We start from the raw sequence: 23016 nt of genomic DNA, 5'->3' as shown, positions 1-23016 counted from the left end.
AACGTCGCACCCCTAACGCCCTCAAAGGCTATGGGGTGCACGTTATTTTTGCATATTGGGCATCTTTGGCGCGGTGTGTTAGTGTTGTTATGCCTTGCTTTTTTCAGTCACTGTGGTGTGAAAGCGCAGAGCGCCGACTCGCTCACTGTGGTTTTTACAGGCGACATACTGCTCGACCGCGGTGTGCGTAAGCGTATCGAATATTTAGGGCTGAACAACCTTGTTGGACCCAAATTGCAACAGTTTTTCAACCAATCGCACTACATCGTGGGCAACCTTGAATGCCCCACAACAAAGATTAAGCAACCCGTTTTTAAACGTTTCGTCTTCAGAGGCGAACCCGAATGGCTACAAATGCTAGCCAAACATGGATTTACCCACCTTAATTTGGCCAACAACCACAGCATAGACCAAGGCCGAGACGCCTTGATAGACACTCACCGGAACATCAAATTGGCGGGGATGATACCCTTTGGAGCAGGACAAAACCAGCAACAGGCCTCGCAACCCCTTGTGCTAGCCACCCATCCGCGCCCCGTTTACATCCTTGCTTCGCTGCGCTTGCCCCTCGAAAACTTTGCGTATCTGCCCCATAAACCCTGCGTTAGTCATGAGTCGCTCGACACATTGGTGACTCGCATCAAGCGTTTGCGCCTTGCCGAACCCAACGCCTACATCGTGGTGAGTTTGCATTGGGGCACCGAACACCAACTAACACCCTCGGCGCAACAACGCCAACAAGCGCGTTTACTGGTTGGTGCAGGCGCCAACCTCCTTGTTTGCCACCACACCCACACCCTTCAAACCATCGAACAATATAAAACAAGCACCATATATTATAGCATCGGCAACTTTATTTTCGACCAAACCAAACCCCTCAACACACGGGCTTGCGTGGTTAAATTGGTGGTTACGCCGAACGATGCGCGCGTTGAAACTATCCCCATAGAGATAAACAACTGTGTGCCCGAGATGGTTGCGACATATCCATAGACATGCTTTTAGCGCCAGTCCCCTGCCCTTCACACCTTGAAATGCCATCTCGGCGCATGGTTTTATCATTATTCTCTCAACTGCTTATCACCATTTTCCCCTCTCTTTATCGCCATTAAAACATAAGGCATCCAGCATCTTCTCGCTGTTGGGGCACACAATTATTTGGTCTAAGTGTTTTGTTTTCCTTATTATATTGCTAATTTTGCAGCTCAACACAAACATATCGCCTTTTCAAACAATGAACAAAAACCTCTCACTGTCTCTAACAGGAGCAGCTCTGCTTGCACCAGTGGCTCAAACAATGGCCCAAACAAAGCAGGTTCAGCAAAAAAAGCCCATGAATATCGTGTATATCATGAGCGACGACCACTCGTATCAAACCATTAGCGCTTACGACAAGCGGTTTATTGAAACACCAAACATCGACTGGATTGCTAACAATGGCGTGCGATTTACCAACAGTTATGTGGCCAACTCGCTTAGCGGTCCGTCGCGTGCTTGTATGCTCACAGGCAAACACAGTCATGCTAACGGCTTTACCGATAACACCAAGACCTTTGATGGCAGCCAACAAACCTTCCCCAAACTACTGCAAAAGGCAGGCTACCAAACGGCAATGATTGGTAAATGGCATCTTGCATCCGAACCAACAGGATTTAATTACTGGGATATTCTTATCGGACAGGGCGACTATTACAACCCCGACTTCAAGTGTAATGGCAAAAACTTGAGACGACCAGGTTATGTAACCAACATCATTACCGACGTTGCGCTCGACTGGCTTGAAAACAAACGCGACAAAGAAAAACCTTTCTGTCTGCTGCTTCATCATAAAGCACCACACCGTGTGTGGAATCCCGACACCTGCGACCTCGACCTTTACGCCGACAGAACTTATCCACTGCCCGCCACTTTCTACGACAACTACGAAGGACGACAGGCTGCAGCCAAACAAAAAATGAGCATCATTAAAGATATGGACCTGGTGTACGACCTGAAAATGGCCGACCGCGAAAACGAAATACATTCTAATAAGTGGCTCGAAAAATGGGGAAGAGAGGCACATAACCGTATGTCGCCCTCGCAAAGAGAACAATGGGACAAACATTACGACCCCATAATCAAGAAGTTTAAGGAAGACAAACTCACGGGTAATGCATTGGCCGAATGGAAATATCAAAACTATATGCACGACTATTTGCGCGTTATCCACAGTGTTGACCGCAATGTGGGGCGCGTAATCGACTACCTGCGCGAGCATAATCTGCTAGACAACACACTCATTGTGTACACCTCCGACCAAGGTTTTTACATGGGAGAACATGGATGGTTTGATAAACGTTTCATGTACGAAGAGTCGTTCCGCACACCGTTACTAATGTATTTGCCTGGCGGAAAGCATGGCGACGTAAACGAAATGGTGCAAAACATTGACTATGCACCCACCTTCTTACAACTTGCTGGCGCGAAAGTGCCCAGCGACATTCAAGGTGTTTCGATGCTGCCACTACTCAAAGGCAAACGCGTGCCATGGCGCAAGTCGCTCTACTACCATTATTACGAGTTCCCCGATGAGCACAACGTGTGCCGCCACTATGGGGTTAAGACCAACCGTTACGTGCTTATTCACTTTTACGATGATATCGACTCGTGGGAACTTTACGACTTGAAGAAAGACCCTTCGCAGCTTAACAACATGTATGGTAAACCAGGAACGGAAGCCATCACGCGCAATCTCAAGAAAGAATTACTACGATTGCAAATGCAATACAACGACCCAATAAGAGCAAAAAACTAAGGTTAGCCCTATACTCACCCGCTGTGCATCCCCTTCGCCCTACGCTTATGCCTGGCAAGGGGATGCACTGGTGTTTACACTTTTGCCCCAAAGAGGGAATAACTTCCCCCCTTTCGAACCACATTCACAACAACAATAATCGCACATTCTGCCTAGATATGTGCAAAACAGCCCCAAAATGTAAAAAAGTTTCAACAAAATTCACATTCACATGCAAGCATTCACCACCTTATATATACACAACCCAAAACAAGTAATCTAAAACACACACCATAACAGTAAGCCCAACTTAAATAAGCACTAATAAAAAAGACGCAAACGCGATATAATTTCGCATATTTTTGCAATCATATACAACAATAAAACATTGCAGTGTAGGCACACAATGCATTAATAAAGGGGAAAAATTATGTCCAAATCAAGGAATTAAACGTTAATAAATTATAACGTAAAATATTACATACCATCCTCTTTTAGGCCATAAATAAAGGCTTTCAGCTAAAATAAGCCCTGCTCTCGAACATGTTAACTATTGAAGAAAAGCACATAAAACGTGCGATTTTAGGTAAATATTCGCTATATTTGCAAAGTCTTTTGACACATAACTATCAACAACCATGCAAAAATGGTTTAGCAAGCGAATTTTAATACCATCATTAATTTCGCCCATGTTGCACCTAAATAAAGTACAATGAGACTGAAAAGAACAATTAAATCGATTGCTTTTACAGCACTGCTCGCCATGTGCGCCACACCCATGGCCGCGCAAGACCTGCTGGCAAGACAAGCACCCGTTGACCGAAAGATGAAATCGGTGGACACACTTGCACTGCAAAACATCCTAAGAAAAGAAGCTGCGATGTCGCCTGCAGCGAGTCTATACGACTCGTGGGACAATACTCGCACCCACAACATCACGGCACTGCCCGACTCTTTTCTCATCAACCTCCGTCATTTCTGTATGCCCACACCTAGCCGAGTTGTTACAAGTAACTTCGGAAGTCGCTGGGGCCGCCAACATAAAGGCTTAGATATTAAGGTTTATATTGGCGACACCATTCGCGCAGCATTCTCTGGCAAGGTGCGTATCGTGAAATACGAGGCTGCAGGATACGGCAAATACATCGTGATTAGGCATCCTAACGGTCTGGAAACAATTTACGGACACCTCTCTAAACAATTGGTTGCAGAGAACGAAGATGTAAGAGCGGGAGACCCAATAGGCCTGGGTGGCAACACCGGACGAAGCACTGGCTCACACCTTCACTTCGAAACGCGCCTCTGTGGCGTGGCACTTAACCCCGCATTATTTTTCGACTTCAGGGCTCAAGACGTGGTAGCCGACAACTACATGTTCCGTCGTTCTACCTACGAAATGGCTTCGGCCGAGGCTACTCAGCTACGTGGCGTTGTTGGTCATGGTGGTTATAACAAAGAAGATGTGTACGGTAAAGTGGGCCGAGATAGAGAAGATACACCACAAGTACCTTTATACAACACGGCCGAAAAGCTCTATCATAAAGTGGCTTCGGGCGAAACGCTGGCTTCTATTGCCGAAAAACGTGGCGTAAGCGTCGATACCATCTGCCGACTTAACCACATGCGTCGCAACGATAAGGTACGACCTGGACAGATTTTAAGGTATTCATAATACCCCAAATGGCCTTCTTAAGCTTATACAAACAACACAATAGCGGACACACCAGCAATGGTTTGTCCGCTATTGCTATTTAATAGACACTCACATACTCCGCTTTTTTGCCTTCTTACTTGCCTAATCACTAAGTTTACACTACCTTTGCATACAAAGAAACACAAACGCATCAATATGGCAAAACGTAACATCGCCGTTGTTTTGGCGGGCGGAGTGGGAAAAAGATTAGGCATCACCACACCCAAACAATTTTTCAAGGTGGCAGGAAAAATGGTTATCGAACACACGGTAGATGTGTTTGAACGTAACAATCATATCCACGAGATTGCCATTGTGAGCAATGCCATGCTCATTGCAGACATCGAAAACATCGTATTGAAAAACGGATGGACCAAAGTGAAACGCATTCTTAAAGGCGGAAGCGAAAGATATGAATCGAGCCTCTCGGCCATTAAAGCTTACGAAAACGAAGATGTAAATCTCATCTTCCACGATGCCGTGCGACCTTTGGTTAGCCATCGCATCCTTAACGATGTGGTGGAGGCTTTAAAAAACTACTCGGCAATAGATGTGGCCATGCCTTCGGCCGATACGATTATCGAGGTGGAGGGCGAGTTTATTAGCAATATCCCCGACCGCTCGCGTCTTCGTCGCGGACAAACGCCACAGGCCTTCGACCTTAATGTGATTAAAGAGGCTTACGAAAAAGCACTACTCGACCCCAATTTCAAAACCACTGACGATTGCGGTGTGGTGAAAAAATACCTGCCACAAACGCCTATCTACGTGGTGGAAGGCGAAGAAAGCAACATGAAACTCACCTACAAAGAAGACACATACATGTTGGATAAGCTGTTCCAACTGCGCAACACCGAAGCCGAACGCATCGACCTTGCCCAAGTTTCGCTTGCAGGAAAGGTGGCCATTGTGTTTGGCGGCAGTTACGGAATTGGTGCCGACACAGCCAAAATGCTGACCGAACGAGGTGCAAAGGTGCATTGTTTCTCGCGTAGCAGCAACGGAATAGACGTAGGAAACAAAGACGATGTAGTGCGCGCCTTTGCAGAAGTGGCAAAAGAAGAAGGGCGAATTGATTACGTTGTCAACACTGCTGGACTGCTACAAAAGGAACCTTTGGCCACAATGAACTACGAAGACATTGTCTATAGCGTACAAACCAACTACATGGGAACCGTGAATGTAGCCCTTGTCGCCTACCCTTTCCTCAAACAAAGCAATGGTCGACTGGTGTTTTTCACCTCCTCTTCGTACACACGTGGGCGCGCTTTCTACAGCATTTACTCGTCTACCAAGGCTGCCATCGTTAACTTTGTGCAGGCTGTTGCACAAGAATGGGAGGCCGACGGCATTCGCATCAATTGCATCAATCCCGAAAGAACGAAGACGCCCATGCGCGTAAAGAACTTCGGAATTGAACCTGACAACACGCTACTTACATCTGAAAAAGTGGCTGAAGCAACTGTGCGCACCTTGCTTTCTGACGATACAGGACTGGTGATAGACGTTAGGAGGGCACACGATGACCGCTAACACACACCTCGAACGTTTCAAACAACGCCACCTTCGAGCCTGTCAACTAAAGCAACTCACCATTCTCGAAGCCATTCACGCCATCTGTCAACGCCATAACATTCCTTATTGGCTTGACGGCGGAACACTATTGGGCGCGGTAAGGCATGGCGGTTTCATTCCCTGGGACGACGATATAGACATCGCCATGCACAAAGCCGACATGCAACGCTTTGTTGAAGTGGCGCAAAAAGAGTTACCTAAAGGTCTTATCGTGCAGTCACCGCTGATAGACAAGCACCTCAAAGAACCCATAACCAAGGTGCGCGACCTCAACTCGTTCTTCGTTGAACCAGGCGACGACTTCTCGCACAACTACGAAAAGGGGCTTTTTGTAGACATCTTTCCCTTTATCGCCTACCCCACTCTTTCGCGTAAGCTGGTTAAAAAGCTAACGCTGGGCATCTCGCGCAGCTATTCCATCCTGCACAAAGCCCACCATTACAGCCTTCGTTCGTTTGCCGAATTCTTTTGGTTCGGTGCAAAATACGCCATCTGCCGCACCGCTTGGGCTCTGCTATGCACCCTAAACCGTAACCGCAACACCTATATATCCAATATCCTACACAACAACGGCTACGGCATTATGCACCGTCAAGACAGCATTTTCCCCCTCACCGAAATCACTTTCGAGGGCAAACAATTCATGGCCCCCTGCAATCCAGACGCCTACCTCAAAGACCTCTACCGCAATTACATGGACATTCCACCCGTAGAGAAACGCAAAATCCATGCCATCTTTGTGTTAGAGACACTGGAAGAAGAGGGAGAAGAAAGGATTGGAGAAGAGGGGTGAAACTGTCTTAACAAACCATTAGGTGCATATACATCATGTGTGTTTGCTAAATTGAAGACTTAAACATCTTTAGATATGGATGCAAACAAGCACAACGAAACAACATCAGCTTTAGAACAGATACGCGAATTGAAGGCCGAAAACGAAAGACTTAAATCGCTTTTAGCAAAACATGGCATCACGCTTGAAGAAAACAAGTGCTCAGCAATCGCCTTACAGCCATACAACAAACCTCTTTCCAACTGCAAACTTTCATTAAGAGACAAGGTGTTATTGTTCCAAAGCCTGTTTAAAGGCCGCAACGACGTGTTCGCCAAACGATGGCATAGCCTCACGGGAAAGGCAGGCTATCAGCCCGTTTGCCAACGGGAATGGGACAGACAATATTGCGACAAACGCAAATATCGCTGTGCAGATTGTCCCAACCGTCTTTTTGCACCTTTAACTTATGAACACCTATACAACCACCTTGCAGGGAAAGACGAACATGGACGCGATGTTATCGGCCTTTATCCCATCTTGGAAGATAACACTTGCCATTTTCTTTGTGCCGACTTTGACGATAAAAACTGCGAGCATGGGTATAAAAACGACGTGCTAGCATACGCGGGCGTGTGCAAAGAATGGGGCATACCATGTTATATAGAACGGTCGCGGTCGGGCAACGGAGCACATGTATGGATTTTCTTCACTACAGCCATCACCGCCGTTAAAGCCAGACAATTGGGCAATGCCTTACTTGCAGAGGCGATGAACAAGGAAATGCGGTTCTCGTTTAAGTCATACGATCGCCTTTTCCCAAACCAAGACACGCTGCCCAAAGGCGGATTTGGCAACTTAGTGGCATTGCCATTGCAAGGGCTAGCACGGAGAAACGGTAATAGTGTTTTTGTAGACGAAGCATTTAATGCCTATTCCGACCAATGGAAAATACTGTTGGAAGTAGTCAAGATAACTGAAAGTGCTGTTGACGAAATACTGCAAACACATAATTCCTTTGAATTTAGCGAACTAACAAAGAGTAACGAGGACACACCGTGGAACTCTCCAAAGCCTGTTATGATAGGCTCATCAGACTTCCCAACGTCTGTCACACTGACCAAAGCCAACATGCTTTACATCCCACTTGAGGGCTTATCACCAAAGGCCATCAACCTTTTTAAGCGCATTGCAGCCTTTCGCAACCCCGAGTTTTATGCCAAACAAGCCATGCGTTTGCCTACTTACGCCATCCCACGTATCATTTCCTGTTCCGAACTAACCCCTAATTACCTTACCCTACCTCGCGGTTGTGAAGACGACGTACAACAGATACTACGGGATAACAACGTAAGCATCACTATTAACGACCACACTTGCCACGGCAGCAACATCGACGTGAGGTTCACGGGCATCCTTCGCGAAGAGCAACAAGAAGCCTTAAACCACATGCTGGCCCATGAAACAGGTACATTCTCGGCCACAACAGCCTTTGGAAAAACCGTTCTGGCCATAGCCATGATTGCCCAACGCAGGGTAAACACATTGGTTTTGGTGCATCGCAGGTCGCTGCTCGACCAGTGGAAACGGCAGTTAGAAACGTTCCTTGCACCAATAAAGCCAGCACAGGACGACACGGAAACAGACAACAAGAACGAAAACAGGTTGCCTATCGGCCAACTTTACTCAGGCAAAGACTCTTTGAGAGGTGTTGTCGACATTGCCATGATACAGTCGTGCCTACACAATGGTGAAGCGAAAGCCTTCGTACAAGACTACGGTATGATTATCGTAGACGAATGTCATCATGTTCCTGCCGTGAGCTTCGAACAGGTCTTGCGGAACGTCAAGGCACGATATGTTTACGGCTTGACCGCTACACCATTCCGCAAAGAGGGACATCAACCCATCATCTTCATGCAATGCGGTAAGATAAGGTACACGGTAGACGCCCAAAGCCAGATAGACAAACAAGAGTTTACACGCAGATTGATACCCCGATTCACGTCTTACCGCACCTTTTCAGCCAATCTCTCCACCTATGCGCAAATGATAGAGGCCATGTCGACCGACGAACAGAGAAACCGACTCATTGTGGAAGACGTGAAAACAGCATTATCTGAAGGTCGAACACCACTCGTACTGAGTAGCCTTACGGTGCATGTGCGGCAGCTTGCACGCTTACTTTCGCCATTTGCCACTCATGTGATAACCCTTATTGGTGCAGATTCTGCCAAGAACAAACGACTAGAGATGGAGCAATTAAAAACTATCAACCCAACCGATAGTCTTGTAATCGTGGCCACAGGTAAATATGTGGGCGAAGGTTTCGATTACCCCAGGCTCGACACCTTGTTTCTAACGCTCCCCATTTCGTGGAAAGGTAGTGTGGCGCAATATGCTGGTCGGTTACATCGCGACAGTGATGGCAAACACGAAGTATGTATATACGACTACGTAGACATTCGTATTCCGTTGTGCGAAAACATGTATCGCAAACGGTTAAGAGGTTATGCTGCCGTTGGTTACAGTCGCCCGAAAGGCAAAATCATGGAAGAACAAACGACAAACGAACTGCTGTTCAATGCCACGACCTATCTCGCCCCATTCAAGCGCGACCTGATTGCAGCGCAAAACAGTATTTTGGTGGCCTGCCCAAAACTAAGATGTAAACGCGCGCGAACTGGCTAACGACTACCTTAAACGAGCTACAACGCAATGGGATAGAGGTTGCCCTACACACCAACAACATGCACACTGATAGTGGGAAAGAGAATTGTCTCGGTATGGATACATACCAACACGAAAATCTATCAGTGCAATGCGCGATAATAGATCGCCGTATTGTTTGGTATGGTGATATCAATTTATTTGGGCAAGGTGCTGTAGACTCAAGCATTATGCGTATATGCGACACACAAATAGCCAATCAGCTGTTAGATGCTGTGCTAGATACGGAGTGATTTGCATATACGCTCAATTCTATAATGAGAAAGTGTAAGGTGCTTGAAGCTAAAGCTTATTATCATTTTCGTGACTTCACGAAAATGATAATAGAGCTAAAAAAGAAAGGTATAGATAGCAATTCTTCGTGACTTTTCCTTGCTATTGGTATCGTTTATCATCCCTTTATCCCCAAAAAATAACTAACTTTGCAATGGCGTTTCGCCCCAACAACAACTGGATATGCCTGCGCAAGACTTCAATCGCAAAATCATTCACATAGACATGGACGCCTTCTATGCCTCGGTGGAACAACGCGACGACCCCTCGCTGCGTGGAAAACCCGTGGGCATTGGTAGCGAAGAACGTCGTGGCGTGATCTGTACGGCTAGCTACGAGGCACGAAAGTATGGGGTGCACTCGGCCATGTCGGGCGTACAGGCTAAGCGATTGTGTCCCGAACTAATATTGGTGCCACCCAATTTTGCAAAATACAAACAGGTGTCGCAGCAGGTTCACGAGATTTTTCACCGCTATACCGATCTTGTTGAGCCGCTTTCGCTAGACGAGGCCTACCTAGACGTTACGCAAAACAAACTAAATATCGACCTAGCCGTTGACATTGCGCAACGCATAAGGCAGGAAATTCGCACCGAACTGCAACTCACGGCTTCGGCAGGGGTGTCGTTCAATAAGTTTTTGGCTAAGGTGGCATCCGACTTTCGCAAGCCCGACGGCATCACGGTGATACATCCCAGTCGCGCAATACACTTTGTAGACAATCTGCCCATCACCGACTTTTGGGGCGTGGGGCATAAAACAGCCGAGACGATGCACGCTATGGGCATCTTCAACGGTGCCGACTTACGACAACTCTCGCGTCTGAGATTGCAACAAGTGTTTGGAAAGGCTGGCGAAACATACTATAACTTTGCCCGCGCCATCGACAACCGAGCTGTTGAACCGCACTGGATAAGAAAGTCGGTGGGATGCGAACGCACGTTCGAAGAAGACAGTTCTAACCCCACCGTGCTACTCACCGAACTCTATCGCTTGGTGCTAGAACTGGTGGAACGCCTCAAAAAGAACGATTTTAAGGGCAGAACACTCACGCTAAAAGTGAAGTTCTACAACTTTACACAGATTACACGCAGCCGAACTGTGCCCCACATACTTCTGAAAAAGGATGATATCTTGCCCGTAGCAAAGGCTCTTTTAAGAGAAGTGGACTACACAGAACGCCCTGTAAGACTTCTTGGCGTGCAGGTTTCTAACATCGACGACACCCCTCATCGCCCACAATGGATACAACTTGAATTGCCTTTTAAGAAGGAGAGTTCTTTTGAGGAGTTAAGAAGTTATTTTTGAGGAGTTATAGGAGTTAAGGAATTAAGCCAATAGTCTTGTTGCAGAGTAACTACAACTTAACCTCTCAACTCCCATGCATACGCCTTAACTCCTAACGAGCAAAGCAAGTGATAACTCCTTAACTCCTTAACTCCTCAAGAATAGGCTTAACTCCTAACGAGCAAAGCGAGCGGTAACTCCTTAACTCCATAACTCCTAAAAAAATCCTCATTAAAAATGAACCCAACAATAACATATCCCGCCCTCATGGAGGGCAAAAAAATAATGTACGTTCACGGCTTCGGCTCGTCGGGTCAGTCGGGAACGGTTACGCTGCTGCGCACACTTATGCCAGCGGCCACCGTGATTGCGCCCGACCTTCCTTTACATCCCGCTGAGGCTTTAGACCTATTAAAGCAAACGTGCGATGCCGAAAAACCCCACCTCATCATCGGAACATCAATGGGCGGCATGTACACCGAGATGCTAAGAGGCTTTGAACGCATACTCATTAACCCAGCTTTCGAGATGGGCGACACGATGGTGAAGCACAACATGGTGGGCAAACAAACTTTTCAGAACCCTAGAGCCGACGGCATTCAAGACTTTATCGTAACCAAAGCCTTGGTAAACGAATATAAAGAAATTACAACACTGTTGTTCGATGGCATTGACGAAGCCGAACAGCAACGCGTAACAGGACTGTTCGGCGACGAAGATACAAGTGTAGACACCTTCGACCTCTTTGCCCAACACTACCCCACGGCCATTCATTTTCATGGTGGTCACCGACTAACAGACAAGGTGGCCATGCACTATCTTCTGCCATTGATACGCCAAATAGACGATAATCAAACGGGCCGACAACGCCCCATCGTGTTTATCGACACCAATACAATGGCCGATAGCTACCAAAAGCCACTGCCCAGCATGCACAAAGCCTACGAAATGCTTATCGAACGTTATGATGTTTACATACTGGCACCCTCGCCAACCAATGCCCCCAATAGCCTTACAGGGCAGATGGCGTGGGTGCAACAGCACCTCAATGCGCCAGCTTTTAATAGGGTGGTGTTTGCCAACAACACCAACTTGCTGTATGGCGACTATCTTATCTCGCGCCACGAACACCCAAACTTCCTTGGTTCGTCCATCCTTTTTGGCGGTAACGACCTCAAAACATGGGATGATGTGATTGTGTTTTTCGAACGCCTTGGCGGACAATAACCCGCCTTTCACCCGTCTTGGCCTAGCACAAAGAAAGCGTTTACGCGTTGCGTTGTGCGTTTAAGTTCTCGTACAAGCAGTTTGTAGCGTGGCTACAAGCTATCTTGTACGGTAGAAATAGCAACTGCTTACCCTTCTTTTAGCTTTTCTTAGGCAGAGCAAGCACGCACTTTGCCTTGCCACCGACAAGCTACATCAGCCCCAAAACCATGGGCTGCGAGTGTTGGCACAAGTACAAGCGCAAATAAACAATGGCGTTGGAGCAGCCCAATAGAGGCCATACTCCAACGCCATTATCAGTATTTGCAGGGCAAACGTGCCACAAGCACCAAGCCCAAACGCAGTGATTAAGGTCTGTCGCTAACCTTTGTACCGAAAGTAGAAGGTTGGTCGCCCATCACAAATTCGAGTGTTCCACCCTTCATAATATCCTTATAGTCGATGTACGAACGAGTATAACGTTTGCCGTTGAGCTTAGCACTTTGGATATAGATGTTCTTAGCGCTATTGTTTTTGGCCTCGATGGTAAATGTTTTGCCACCGCCCACGTTCACAACAACCTTATTAAAGAGAGGCGAACCAAAGATATACTTGCCTCCAGCAGGTTCAACCTGATACAAGCCCATAGAAGAGAGGATGTACCAAGCCGACATTTGGCCTACGTCTTCGTTACCACTCAGTCCGTCGATGCCGTCGCTGTAGAGCGTATTCATCACCTGGCGCAACTTAGGAGCAGCCTTCCAGGGCATGCCTACATAGTTGTACATATAGATAATGTGGTGACTGGGTTCGTTGCCATGAGCATATTGGCCGATAAGTCCCGATATGTCGGGCGACGCATCGGCCCCCATCTTACCATCAAGAATAAAGAGCGAATCGAGTTTTGCCACGAAAGGCTTCTCGCCACCAAAACATTTCACCAGTCCGTGCACATCGTGAGGCACCAGCCAAGCATATTGCCAAGCGTTACCCTCGGTATAATCGTCTTGACGATGCACCGAATTGAAGGGGTCGAATGGTTCGCGGAACTTGCCTTCGGATGTTTTACCGCGCATAAAGCCCGTGTTTTTGTCGAAGTAATGGTCTTTATACGATTGGCTACGCTTATAGAAATAGTTGTAATCATCTGTTCGTCCCAGCTGTTTAGCCAGTTTTGCGATGCCTGCATCAGCCAAAGCGTATTCCAAACCTTTAGCAACAGTTTCGTATTCGGGGTCGAGATCGCAAGGCAGATAGCCATATTTCTTGAGCAAACCCATTCCACGCTCATCGCGCATAGCCGAAGCTTTAGCAGCCTCGAGCACCTTATTCTTATCCACATCAAAGCCTTTCAGAGCCAAGTCGATAAGCACAGGGATGCCAGGGTTGCCCACCATGCAATCTGTTTCGTTACCCACGAGATGCCAAACAGGCAATTTGCCTTGCTGTTCGTAGATATGCAGCATGGTTTGAGCGATGTCGCGTTGCTTTTCGGGATGAATAATGGTCATTAACGGATGGGCAGCGCGATAGGTATCCCACAGCGAGAAGGTGGTGTAGTTTTTGAAATCGCCGTGATACACCTTACCATCGGCTCCGCGATAGTCGCCATTAACATCGCTAAACACCGAGGGAGCGAACATCGAATGATACATGGCCGTGTAGAAAGTGCGGCGAGCAGCATCGTCGTCGGTGGTGATAACAATCTTGCCCAACTCATTATTCCATGCCTGGTTGGCCTTAGCCACCGTGCCACGGAAGTCCCACGAGGGCAGTTCGGCAGCGATATTAGCGCGTGCATTGTCTTCGCTCACAGGCGAGATACCCACTTTCACCAGCAGTGGTTCATCGTTATTGGATGTAGAAAATACAGCCAAGCTGTCACCTTGAGCCTTAGCAATGTTTACAGGTCGTGAGAACTGCGCCACGAAATACACGCGTTGGTCTTTAGCCCAACCCGTGGAATAGCGATAACCCGACACCTCTGTGGGCGAATTTTGTTTGAAAGCGCTCTTCGTCATCTTGTCCCAACCAATACCCTGCGAAAGGTCTAAGGCCACGAAAGCCGTTTGAGCGTCGGCGGGATAGCTGTAACGGTGAAACGCCACGCGAGCAGTGGCAGTGAGATCTACCTTTACGCCCGACTTCAACATCACCGAATAATAGCCTGGACGTGCGTGTTCGCCTTTGTGCGAGAACATCACATCGCGTTGCGAAGCATCGGTTAGAGGTAGCAAAGCAATGTCGCCCAAGTCGCCAATGCCCGTTCCGCTAAGGTGCATTTGCCCAAAACCAATGATAACAGAGTCGCTATAATGGTAGCCCGAGCACCAATCCCAACCGCGTTTATATTGCGTAGGCCCAACCTGCACCAGTCCGTAAGGCACGTTAGCGCCCAAGAACACGTGCCCATGTCCGCCAGTACCAATGTAGGGGTCAACGTATTGGGTAAAGTTTTGCGCCCAAGCGCCCATCCCAACAGTTAGGAAAGCCACCAGAGCAAAGAATTTTTTGAATGTCATATTTGTAATTTTATATTTGTTATCTTGCTATTGTTGGTTGGATTTGTTTAGTATTGTTTGCAAAAACACCGTTGTGTGTAGCATTATGTTAGCGATGTTTCTCCATGCCCAGCCACATTCTCAGTCGTTTAGTCATCGACTTACCAATCTGTTTAAAATTGCCGTGGCGCAGGTTTAGTCCCAGTTCGATAAAGGCATACCGCGTTTTAATCCAGGGATGTCCCCATGCGTGTCGGCGATAAACGCGCTCTTTAAAGGCCACATGCTCGATGATATAAGCTGGATGTTTAAGCGGAAACTGCTGCTCGATGCGCTTCATGGTGAAAATTCGGCGCAAAGGTGCAGGCATAGTGTTAAGCGTAGAGAAGTGTGTAGAATCTTCTATCACCCCGATATTATTAATTTGGTTGCGCGTTGGCATGATGGCCACGGCCGAATTGAGCAGCATCGAGGCCCAGAAAATCGTTTCATAATAGGCTTTTCCGCTAGCCTTATGGTCGGCGCACATCTTAAGAAAATCAGGGCGCAGCTTTCTTTGCGCGATGAGTTGTTGCAGTTGTGCCAGCGTTTGTGGGTCGTCCATAAACCGATAGTCGGCATCCCATGTATCGATAACTCTTCTCCACGAGGCCCAGCCCCATATAGAAAACACCGAAGTAAAGAAATAATCATCCTGCACGTCAGGAGTTTGTTCGTCGCTATTAAATCCAGCCACCATCCACACCCGTTCATCGTGTTCGTAACGGTCGAGCATTTCTTTGCAAAAGGGGAAGAAACTCTGTGTAGGCACATCGTCATCTTCCAGCACAATGCACTTATCGGCCATAGAGAAAGCCCATTTTTGCGAGATATATTCCGAGGGGTCGCAGCCATAGTTGCGTTCTTGATATAGCTGTTTCACGTCGCATTCCCAGTCGATGTCGGCGGCAATGCGTCGGCAGGCCTCAATGCCAGGCATATCCTTAGCCCCTCGTGGTCCGTCTTGGTACAAGAAAAGTCGCGATGGTCGAGCCTCTTTCACCGCCTTAAACACCTTTTCGAAAGGTTCGGGCCGATTGAAAAAGAGCAGCAACACAGCAACATCAATCTTTGCGGCATGCTTCATAAGCGTACAATCCAGTTTGTTATTATGGCCTTTTGTTCAGCTTTGCTTCACCCTTTGGATTAAAGGGAGCTGCTAGCTGTTGTGGCTCACATCAAATGTTGCAGTTATCGGGGTGAACTTTGCGGTTCAAACCCTTTAGTGCAAAGATAAATATTTTTATTGGCATGAACAAATTTTGCGCCTTTCACTTACATTTTGGCATATGCAAAACAAGTTTAAAAAACGCGACTAATTTACTGTCGCATCAAAAAAATACATACCTTTGCAACGTATAGGATTAGAGCACCTTAAAAATATCTGCACACGCGATTACGGTGCGTTGCATTTGTTATTTAAATTTTACTTTATATTTAGACTATAACACAAGAATTTATGAAAAAGATTTTAATGATTGCCCTGCTTTTAGCAGTTACGATTAACGCATTTTCACAGCGCCGGCGCACGGTTCGTCGCAGTTATGCTCGTTCTTCTCAATGGTATATCATGCCAAAGGGTGGTTTTAACATTGCCGACATAACCGATTGGGGCGGCGATGTGCGTTTTGGTTTGGCATTAGGTGGCGAATTGGGTTGCCGTGTTAATCAGCTCATCACGCTTTCGGGTTCGTTTATCTATTCTCAACAAGGCACAACCACATGGTATAACAATGAGAAAAACAATCTTAGCGTGCATCTCGACTACATCAATTTGCCCTTTATGGTGCACTTTACTGTGGCACCAGGCCTGCAACTCAAGGTGGGATTACAACCGGGTATATTGGTAAACGACAACTCGATATTAAAGATTGGTGGGCGAAGATACGAGGGTTCGTTGGGAAAAGTGCTCGAAAACACCTCGTGGGACGATGCCGGAACGCAGTCGGTAGACTGGTCTATGCCTTTTGCTGTGTCGTATCAATACCGCAAATGGGTGTTCGACGCTCGCTACAACCTTGGACTTAATAATGTAACCTATGGCACATGGACCAACTCTGGGCACAACAGCGTGTTTCAATTCACCTTGGGTTATAAATTCTCGCTGTAACAAATACACCACCCAAAACAGCCCAAACACAACCTTCTAACTTACGAAGGGCAATGTTTGTACATGTCCCTTATTTTGTGTATTTTTGCAGAACAAAGGCAAAAGGCGGAGAAACGAGCCAACAGGCACAAATCTTCGCCAAGCGCTTGAGCACCATTGCGCGTGCCTGCGTTTGCCTTTGCCATCACAAAAACCATCACAACAACAAAGCGACATGCTCATAAACCATCCCTTTAAACCATCGCATACGCTGCTAGGCATAAGCCGTGGCAGTGTGTTTGCTGCGCTTGTTTGTATCGCTTTTGTGCTACCCAGCATAGCAAAAGCGCAAAAACAACCCGTAGACTATGTTAATGCCTTCATCGGAACCACTAACTTCGGCACCACAAACCCAGGTGCTGTGTGTCCAAATGGATTGATGTCGGTGGTGCCTTTCAACGTGATGGGCTCTGCAGACAACAAATTTGACAAGGACGCCCGTTGGTGGTCAACCCCCTACGAATATAACAACGTGTATTTCACGGGTTATTCTCACGTTAATCTTAGCGGCGTTGGATGCCCCGATTTGGGTTCGTTGTTGCTCATGCCCACTACAGGAAAGCTCTCGGTAGACTATAAGGAATATGGTAGCACGATGGCCGAGCAAAAAGCTTCGCCAGGTTTTTACTCCAATTTTCTGCCACGTTATGGCATTCGCACCGAGGTAACAGCCACACCACGCACTTCCATCGCACGCTTTTGGTTTCCTAAAGGCAAGAGCAACATCTTGCTTAACCTAGGAGAAGGACTAACAAACGAAACGGGAGCTATGGTTAGACGCGTGAGCGATAACGAATACGAGGGAATGAAATTGCTGGGAACATTCTGCTATAACCCGCAAGCCGTGTTCCCCATCTACTTTGTTATGCGCGTAGATGCTAAACCTACGGCTACTGGATATTGGAAAAAACAACGACCCATGACAGGCGTAGAAGCCGAATGGGATAAAGAAAACGGCCAATACAAACTATACACCAACTATAAAAAAGAGATAGCTGGCGATGACATTGGCGTGTATCTCAACTTCGATACCGAAGAAAACCAAGCCGTGGTGGTGCGCATGGGCGTGTCGTTTGTGAGCATGGAGAATGCTCGCGAAAACCTCAACACCGAACAAAAGGGCAAAGACTTTGAACAAATTAGAGACGAAGCGCGCAACAAATGGAATAAAGACCTCTCTAAAATTGAAGTAGAAGGAGGAACAGACGACCAAAAAACAGTGTTCTACACCGCTCTTTACCACACCTTGTTGCACCCCAACATCTTGCAAGATGTTAACGGACAATATCCCACACTTGAAACAGGAGAGGTAAAAACCATGCGCGAAGGAAATCGTTACACGGTGTTCTCACTGTGGGATACCTATCGCAACGTGCACCAACTGCTTACATTGGTTTACCCCAACCGCCAAAAAGACATGGTAAAGACCATGATTGACATGTATCGCGAACATGGATGGCTGCCCAAATGGGAACTCTATGGCCGCGAAACTTACACCATGGAGGGCGACCCTTCTATCCCAGTTATCGTAGACACGTGGCTTAAAGGCTTGCGTGGCTATGACATTAACACGGCTTACGAGGCTATGCGCAAAGGAGCAACAACACCTGGACCGCAAAACTTGCTTCGTCCAGACAACGACGACTATCTCTCGCTGGGCTATGTGCCACTACGCGAACAATACGATAACTCTGTTTCGCACGCATTAGAATATTATATCGCCGATAATGCTTTGTCGCGACTGGCTACGGCATTGGGAAAGAAAGCCGATGCACAACAATTCTACAAACGCTCGCTGGGCTATCGCCACTATTATAGCAAAGAATATGGCACGTTTAGGCCCATTCTGCCCAACGGTAAGTTCTATTCGCCCTTTAATCCCAAACAAGGCGAGAACTTCGAACCTAGTCCGGGTTTCCACGAAGGTAATGCTTGGAACTACACTTTCTATGTTCCGCACGATGTAATGGGTCTTGCTAAGCTGATGGGTGGACAAAAAAACTTTGTTGAAAAGCTGCAAATGGTGTTTGATAAAGAACTATACGACCCAGCCAACGAGCCTGATATTGCCTATCCGCACCTCTTTTCGTACTTCAAAGGCGATGAATGGCGTACGCAAAAAGAACTTCATCGACTGATGGCCAAGTACTTTAAGAATGCGCCCGATGGCATACCAGGCAACGACGACACAGGAACAATGTCGGCATGGCTTGTGTTTAACATGATGGGATTTTACCCCGACTGCCCCGGAGAGCCTGCTTACACGCTGTCGTCACCAGTGTTTAACCGCGTAACCATCCACTTAGACAAAGAGCAATGGGGACGAAACGAATTGATTATCGAAACCAAACGCCAACAACCCTCCGACATTTACATCAACAACATCAGCCTTGGCGACAAGCCATTTAAAGGCTATCGCATCTCGCACCAAGACTTATTGAAGGGCGGAAAACTAATGTTCGAACTGAAAGGGTCGCACTAACAAATGTTTATTTATACTGATTTGCCCCACATTACACCTAGTTAATGTGGGGCAAATCGGTATAATACTGTAGCTGTTTAGCCATACTTTGGCTCATCATTTTGAAGTGCTGAAGCCGCAAAGTCAATGTTTTTCGGTAATTCGCCGTGTTTATTCGGAGACTGTTGTAATAACCATTTGCAACCCTTCCTTCTCATGCACATAATTTCATAGGTATTCATTTATTGTTGTAGTCGCTCAGGTTAGGCCATCATCCAAGCTATCTGCACAACAATGCTACATAATAAGTATGAGTTCTAACGAGTAGCATTTAAAAAATAAAGTTGCAAATATTTTACAAACACCAATTTCTTTAGCACTCATTCTAGCGAAAATCAATGTCTAAAAGCATCGTTTTTAGCCATAAAATCAGTCGTTCACAAATTATTTTTCAGCATTTTGAGACCCAATAGCTGCATTTTGCATCATTTAGCTTCTCTAATTACTCACCAGTTCGCCAAAATCCATCGTGCAAAAAACAGCTTTTAGTACTTAAAACATCGGCTTTTTATACTCTTTTTACCCCTAAAAGTCGATTTTTTATATCAAAAACAAAAGACAACACCTCCGCACAACGTGAAAAATTATGCATTTAGTGGTGCATTTTTCATCATTTCACCTTGCGTTTTGCACCATTTAGCCTTGCGTTTTGCACCATTTAGCCTCGCGTTTTGCTGCAAATAGCATTGCGTTTTGCTGCATTTAGTTCTGCGTTTTGCTGCAAAACGCTCACTAAACACTATCAACTGCGTATTTGTTCATTATAAAATCAATTTCTATGCAATTACATCACATTCCCTTTCTCGCGTAAATAAACCTTCGCGAGAATTGAATATTTGCGTGCTAGCAAGCTACTATTGAATTTAAAGACAGTATTTACGTTAAACTCTCGTCAAAAATATTTACATTTCACATGTAAAAAGAGGGTCAGTCCTAAAACCCTGTTTAGGGGAGTTACCAGTTTTCTGTTCTTCCTATATTGGCTTATGAAATGATATGCATAAGAAGCGGGTTGCAACAGGGTTTTACGACCGACCGGATAAATTGCAGAGATACGTCACACTATATAGCAAAGCGCATTACACCATAATGGAAGTTATTGCTTTTCAGCTGCTTCTTCCTGCGTCTCTTTCTCTTGTGGCAAGCAAAGATTGAGCACAATGCCGACGATAGCCGCCAAACCGATGCCACTAATAGCAAAATTCTTATAAGAAAGCACTGCACCACCAATGCCCATAGTAAGCGTTACGGCAATGATAATGATGTTACGCGTTTGGTTAAGGTCTACCTTATTGCGCATCAAGTTGAGCAGTCCCACACTGGCAATGGTGCCAAAGAGCAACAACATAATGCCTCCAAGAACCGCTTCGGGGATGCTTTGCAAAAGAGCATTTAGCTTTCCTACAACAGAAAACACAATAGCCGTGGCCGCAGAGATGCGAATAACAGCCGGAGAGGTTACTTTTGTGATGCTCATTGCACCCGTTACCTCCGAATAAGTGGTTACAGGAGGGCCTGCTAAAAAAGCACTAGCAAGACAAGCTACACCATCTCCAAGAAGCGTGCGATGCAATCCAGGGTCTTTTGTGAAATCTTTATCGGCCACAGCACCCACCACATACACGTCGCCAATATGCTCAATAACGGGAGCTATGGCCACAGGTATCATGAAAAGCAAGGGCTCGATGCTGAACTGGGGCAACGAGAAATGCTCCAAACTGGCTGGAAGGGCAAACCATGGAGCATCTAAAACAGGCTGAAAATTAACCTTGCCCAAAAACAAAGCCAACACATAACCCATGGTAATACCACAAACCACTGGCACAAGCTTAAGAAGTCCACGACCTAGGGTTAATACCAAAATGGCCGTAATAAGCGAAACGAGTGCCAAAAGCCAGTTGGTTTTAGCCATATTCACAGCTGCAGGCGAGAGCGAAAGACCAATAAGGATGATAACTGGCCCGATAACCACGGGCGGAAAGAGCTTATGCAACACCCGTTTACCTTGCCAACGCACCAAAGCACTCATCACAAAATATACCAAAGACACACCCACAAGTCCCGCCAAAGCGCCAGTCATGCCCCATTGTTTGCTAGCCGAGATGATGGGAGCAATGAAAGCAAAACTCGAACCAAGAAAAATGGGAACCTTACCTTTCGTTATGAAATGAAAGATAAATGTTCCCAAACCTGCTGTGAGAAGCGCTGTTGAGGGGTCGAGCCCAACGAGTATGGGCACCAACACTGTGGCACCGAAGGCCACGAAAAGAAATTGAACGCCTACGATGATGCGTTTACTTGCTGTTAGTTGTACTTGTTCCATTGTGTTAATGATGTTGTTCGAAAAAGGGAAGCGAAGTGTTGGCACTGAATACACACACATCTGCCTGCATTTGCACCCACTTGCAGCTAAATGTACACATTTACAACGCATTTAACACCGCATGTAGGCTCAGGAAGGCCACTTTCTTCACCCTGATTGCACGTTATCTATGCAAAGTTAATACATTTCCAGCATTTTTATGTACATTTGCACTAACGGCAAACTTAATTTTTTGAATAAGCGAATGACAAGAATAAAACTTGGAGATTATAACCAATTGGAAGTGGTTAAAGAAGTGGATTTTGGCATGTACCTTGACGCTGGAGACGAAGGTGAGGTGCTTTTGCCCAAACGTTATGTGCCTAAGGGCTGCAAACCTGGCGACAGTCTCAACGTGTTTCTTTACCTCGACCAAGACGAACGACTGGTGGCAACCACGCAAACACCGCTGGCAAAAGTGGGCGAGTTTGCTTGTTTAGACGTGTCGTGGGTGAATGAGCATGGCGCTTTTCTTAACTGGGGACTGATGAAAGACCTCTTCTGCCCCTTCCGCGAACAAAAACAACGCATGGAAATGGGCGAAAGCTACGTGGTGGCTGTGTTTATCGACGAAGAGAGCTACCGCATTGCGGCCTCGGCTAAGGTGGAACATTTCTTTGCCAACGACTTTCCGCCTTATCAACAAGGCGACGAAGTTGACCTTTTAGTGTGGCAATCCACCGACCTTGGTTTCAAAATGATTGTTGATAACGCCTATCCCGGACTGGCTTATCGCTCACAAGTATTCCGTCCGCTGCATGTTGGCGACCGTCTTCGCGGGTATATCATGGGCGTAAGACCAGATGGTAAGATTGACATTAGCCTGCAACCGCTGGGCAGAAAACAAACAACCGACTTTGCCGAACAGCTGTTGCAATATCTTAAAGACAACAATGGCTATTGCAATCTGGGCGACAAAAGTGAAGCCGAAGACATCAAACGCCGCTTTGCAGTGAGCAAAAAAGTGTTTAAAAAAGCTGTGGGCGACTTGTATAAACGCCGACTGATAACCATTGAAGAAAACGGTTTAAGGCTTGTGAACAAATAAATCACAAGCCCCAAACCAAGCGCTTAACCTCGGTTAGGCGCTTTTTTTATGCCACGATTAGACTTACGCAAGCACATATATCCTACA

The 23016-nt window shown here is 46.6% G+C and carries 15 protein-coding genes; 12 read left to right on the top strand and 3 right to left on the bottom strand.

Going from position 1 to position 23016, the window contains the following annotated elements:
• The first annotated feature begins 30 nt into the window (after nucleotides 1-30).
• The 9 genes from QME03_RS09800 to QME03_RS09760 all read left to right on the top strand — a co-directional run bounded on the left by QME03_RS09800 (nucleotide 31) and on the right by QME03_RS09760 (nucleotide 12330).
• Nucleotides 31-993 (top strand): CapA family protein, encoded by a 963-nt coding sequence (locus QME03_RS09800; protein WP_390884118.1) that lies wholly within the window; start codon nucleotides 31-33, stop codon nucleotides 991-993.
• 241 nt (nucleotides 994-1234) lie between these two features.
• Nucleotides 1235-2794, top strand: coding sequence for a sulfatase family protein (locus QME03_RS09795; RefSeq protein ID WP_410521770.1), 1560 nt, complete (start codon nucleotides 1235-1237; stop codon nucleotides 2792-2794).
• Nucleotides 2795-3485: 691 nt separating this feature from the next.
• Nucleotides 3486-4445: a M23 family metallopeptidase gene (locus QME03_RS09790; RefSeq protein ID WP_281724259.1), complete on the top strand. Its 960-nt coding sequence runs from the start codon at nucleotides 3486-3488 to the stop codon at nucleotides 4443-4445.
• A 177-nt stretch (nucleotides 4446-4622) separates the two neighbouring features.
• Nucleotides 4623-5999, top strand: a complete 1377-nt coding sequence (locus tag QME03_RS09785) for a bifunctional cytidylyltransferase/SDR family oxidoreductase (protein WP_281724258.1) — start codon at nucleotides 4623-4625, stop codon at nucleotides 5997-5999.
• On the top strand, nucleotides 5989-6834 hold the full coding sequence (locus tag QME03_RS09780; protein ID WP_281724257.1) for a LicD family protein: 846 nt from the start codon (nucleotides 5989-5991) through the stop codon (nucleotides 6832-6834). Before QME03_RS09785 ends, QME03_RS09780 begins: the two co-directional genes overlap by 11 nt.
• Nucleotides 6835-6909: 75 nt before the next feature.
• A complete protein-coding gene (locus QME03_RS09775; protein ID WP_281724256.1) occupies nucleotides 6910-9504 on the top strand; it encodes a TOTE conflict system archaeo-eukaryotic primase domain-containing protein in 2595 nt (864 codons plus the stop codon).
• A 95-nt stretch (nucleotides 9505-9599) separates the two neighbouring features.
• Nucleotides 9600-9776, top strand: coding sequence for a phospholipase D-like domain-containing protein (locus QME03_RS09770; RefSeq protein ID WP_281724255.1), 177 nt, complete (start codon nucleotides 9600-9602; stop codon nucleotides 9774-9776).
• Nucleotides 9777-9999: 223 nt separating this feature from the next.
• Nucleotides 10000-11124 (top strand): DNA polymerase IV, encoded by a 1125-nt coding sequence (gene dinB / locus QME03_RS09765; protein WP_281724254.1) that lies wholly within the window; start codon nucleotides 10000-10002, stop codon nucleotides 11122-11124.
• Between the two features lie 216 nt (nucleotides 11125-11340).
• Nucleotides 11341-12330 carry a YqiA/YcfP family alpha/beta fold hydrolase gene (locus tag QME03_RS09760; protein WP_281724253.1) on the top strand — a complete coding sequence of 330 codons (990 nt, stop codon included), beginning with the start codon at nucleotides 11341-11343 and terminating at the stop codon, nucleotides 12328-12330.
• A gap of 347 nt (nucleotides 12331-12677) precedes the next feature.
• On the opposite strand, the gene QME03_RS09755 is transcribed toward QME03_RS09760, so the two are convergent.
• Together QME03_RS09755 and QME03_RS09750 are read right to left on the bottom strand one after the other, a co-directional pair.
• The gene (locus tag QME03_RS09755; protein ID WP_281724252.1) at nucleotides 12678-14831 is read right to left on the bottom strand and encodes a GH92 family glycosyl hydrolase; all 2154 of its coding nucleotides are present in this window, start codon (nucleotides 14829-14831) and stop codon (nucleotides 12678-12680) included.
• A gap of 88 nt (nucleotides 14832-14919) precedes the next feature.
• Nucleotides 14920-15936: a hemolysin activation protein gene (locus QME03_RS09750; RefSeq protein ID WP_281724251.1), complete on the bottom strand. Its 1017-nt coding sequence runs from the start codon at nucleotides 15934-15936 to the stop codon at nucleotides 14920-14922.
• Nucleotides 15937-16308: 372 nt separating this feature from the next.
• On the opposite strand from QME03_RS09750, the gene QME03_RS09745 reads away from it, so the two are divergent.
• Together QME03_RS09745 and QME03_RS09740 are read left to right on the top strand one after the other, a co-directional pair.
• A complete protein-coding gene (locus QME03_RS09745) occupies nucleotides 16309-16959 on the top strand; it encodes an outer membrane beta-barrel protein (protein WP_281724250.1) in 651 nt (216 codons plus the stop codon).
• A 214-nt stretch (nucleotides 16960-17173) separates the two neighbouring features.
• On the top strand, nucleotides 17174-19480 hold the full coding sequence (locus QME03_RS09740; RefSeq protein WP_281724249.1) for a GH92 family glycosyl hydrolase: 2307 nt from the start codon (nucleotides 17174-17176) through the stop codon (nucleotides 19478-19480).
• A 1135-nt stretch (nucleotides 19481-20615) separates the two neighbouring features.
• On the opposite strand, the gene QME03_RS09735 is transcribed toward QME03_RS09740, so the two are convergent.
• A complete protein-coding gene (locus QME03_RS09735; RefSeq protein WP_281724248.1) occupies nucleotides 20616-21842 on the bottom strand; it encodes a uracil-xanthine permease family protein in 1227 nt (408 codons plus the stop codon).
• Nucleotides 21843-22086: 244 nt separating this feature from the next.
• Between QME03_RS09735 and QME03_RS09730 the strand changes: the two genes are divergently transcribed.
• Nucleotides 22087-22929 carry a CvfB family protein gene (locus QME03_RS09730; RefSeq protein WP_281724247.1) on the top strand — a complete coding sequence of 281 codons (843 nt, stop codon included), beginning with the start codon at nucleotides 22087-22089 and terminating at the stop codon, nucleotides 22927-22929.
• The last annotated feature ends 87 nt before the right edge of the window (nucleotides 22930-23016 follow it).

This window comes from Hoylesella shahii (assembly GCF_937990675.1).
GTDB lineage: Bacteria > Bacteroidota > Bacteroidia > Bacteroidales > Bacteroidaceae > Prevotella > Prevotella shahii.
Note: the sequence above shows the minus strand (reverse complement) of the source record. Positions and strands in the feature narration are given on the sequence as shown.

What these genes read in the sequence shown, in the direction of transcription:
- QME03_RS09800 (WP_390884118.1), top strand. Translation starts at nt 31, where the DNA reads ATGGGGTGCACGTTATTTTTGCATATTGGGCATCTTTGGCGCGGTGTG.
- QME03_RS09795 (WP_410521770.1), top strand. Translation starts at nt 1,235, where the DNA reads ATGAACAAAAACCTCTCACTGTCTCTAACAGGAGCAGCTCTGCTTGCA.
- QME03_RS09790 (WP_281724259.1), top strand. Translation starts at nt 3,486, where the DNA reads ATGAGACTGAAAAGAACAATTAAATCGATTGCTTTTACAGCACTGCTC.
- QME03_RS09785 (WP_281724258.1), top strand. Translation starts at nt 4,623, where the DNA reads ATGGCAAAACGTAACATCGCCGTTGTTTTGGCGGGCGGAGTGGGAAAA.
- QME03_RS09780 (WP_281724257.1), top strand. Translation starts at nt 5,989, where the DNA reads ATGACCGCTAACACACACCTCGAACGTTTCAAACAACGCCACCTTCGA.
- QME03_RS09775 (WP_281724256.1), top strand. Translation starts at nt 6,910, where the DNA reads ATGGATGCAAACAAGCACAACGAAACAACATCAGCTTTAGAACAGATA.
- QME03_RS09770 (WP_281724255.1), top strand. Translation starts at nt 9,600, where the DNA reads ATGGATACATACCAACACGAAAATCTATCAGTGCAATGCGCGATAATA.
- dinB (WP_281724254.1), top strand. Translation starts at nt 10,000, where the DNA reads ATGCCTGCGCAAGACTTCAATCGCAAAATCATTCACATAGACATGGAC.
- QME03_RS09760 (WP_281724253.1), top strand. Translation starts at nt 11,341, where the DNA reads ATGAACCCAACAATAACATATCCCGCCCTCATGGAGGGCAAAAAAATA.
- QME03_RS09755 (WP_281724252.1), bottom strand. Translation starts at nt 14,831, where the DNA reads ATGACATTCAAAAAATTCTTTGCTCTGGTGGCTTTCCTAACTGTTGGG.
- QME03_RS09750 (WP_281724251.1), bottom strand. Translation starts at nt 15,936, where the DNA reads ATGAAGCATGCCGCAAAGATTGATGTTGCTGTGTTGCTGCTCTTTTTC.
- QME03_RS09745 (WP_281724250.1), top strand. Translation starts at nt 16,309, where the DNA reads ATGAAAAAGATTTTAATGATTGCCCTGCTTTTAGCAGTTACGATTAAC.
- QME03_RS09740 (WP_281724249.1), top strand. Translation starts at nt 17,174, where the DNA reads ATGCTCATAAACCATCCCTTTAAACCATCGCATACGCTGCTAGGCATA.
- QME03_RS09735 (WP_281724248.1), bottom strand. Translation starts at nt 21,842, where the DNA reads ATGGAACAAGTACAACTAACAGCAAGTAAACGCATCATCGTAGGCGTT.
- QME03_RS09730 (WP_281724247.1), top strand. Translation starts at nt 22,087, where the DNA reads ATGACAAGAATAAAACTTGGAGATTATAACCAATTGGAAGTGGTTAAA.